Here is a 1284-nt window from a genome sequence, read left to right as displayed (position 1 = left end):
TGGCGGTGGTCGATGCGGACGAACGCCTCAGCTATGGCGAGCTCAATGCGCGGGCCAACCGCCTGGCGCATCATCTGATCGGGCGCGGGGTGCGGCCGGATCAGCCGGTCGCGATCTGCGTTGAGCGCCGCGTGGCGATGGTGGTGGGGGTGCTGGCGATCCTCAAGGCGGGCGGGGCGTATCTGCCGCTGGATCCGGCCTATCCGTCGGCGCGGCTGCGACAGGTGCTCAACGACGCGGCGCCGCCTCTGCTGCTGGCCGATGCTGCGGGGCGCGCCGCGCTGGGCGCCGATACGCTGGTGGACGTGACAGTGGTCGATCTGGAGACGGCGACGCCGGCCTGGGCCGAGCTGCCCGCCTGCGATCCCGATCCGCGCGCGCTCGGCCTGAGCTCGCGCCATCTCGCCTATGTGATCTACACCTCGGGATCATCAGGCACGCCCAAGGGCGTGATGATCGAGCATGCGAGCAGCGTGAACCTGCTGCATTGGAGCAGCGGAGCCTTCGCGCCGTCAGAGATCAGCCGCATGCTGTTCTCCACCTCGATCAGTTTTGATCTGTCGGTTTATGAGTGCTTCGTTCCACTGTCGCAAGGAAGCACGCTGTACCTTGTCGAGACAGCGCTGGCGTTGGCCGAGAGGTCTCTGGATGTCTCCATGATCAACACCGTGCCCTCGGCGATCGCTTCTCTGGTCGACCAGAAAGCGGTGCCGGCTTCGACCAGCATCATCAATTTGGCGGGCGAGCGGCTGAAGGCAGGTCTGATCGAGAAGATCTTCGAGAGCAGCCGCGTCCAGACGGTTTGTAATCTGTACGCTCCGTCCGAGACAACGACGTACTCGACCTGGGTTTGCATGCGAAGGGGAGACACTGTCGTTGAGACGATTGGCCGCCCGATCGCGAACACGCGAGTGTATCTGCTGGACGGTTATGGCGCGCCAGTTCCGTTCGGGGCGGTCGGCGAGCTTTACATTGGCGGCGCCGGCGTCGCGCGTGGCTATCTGAACCGGCCCGAGCTGACGGCGGAGCGGTTTGTGGCCGATCCGTTCAGCGGCGAGGTCGGGGCGCGGATGTACCGGAGCGGCGACCTGGCGCGGTACCTGCCCGACGGCAATCTGGCGTTTTTGGGTCGCAACGACGACCAGGTGAAGATCCGCGGCTTCCGGATCGAGCCCGGCGAGATCGCCGCGCGGCTTTGCGAGCATGAGTGGGTGCGCGATGCGGTGGTGGTGGCGCGCGAGGATCGCGCCGGCGAGCCGCGGCTGGTTGCCTATGTGGTGTGTG

General features: G+C 66.1%; 1 protein-coding gene. It reads left to right on the top strand.

Going from position 1 to position 1284, the window contains the following annotated elements:
- Nucleotides 1-1284, top strand: a 1284-nt coding sequence (locus J6497_RS40585) for a non-ribosomal peptide synthetase (protein WP_225709737.1), incomplete at both ends; no start/stop codon positions are given.

This window comes from Bradyrhizobium cenepequi (assembly GCF_020329485.1).
GTDB classification, from domain to species: Bacteria; Pseudomonadota; Alphaproteobacteria; order Rhizobiales; family Xanthobacteraceae; genus Bradyrhizobium; species Bradyrhizobium cenepequi.
This window is presented reverse-complemented; position numbering and strand designations above follow the sequence as displayed.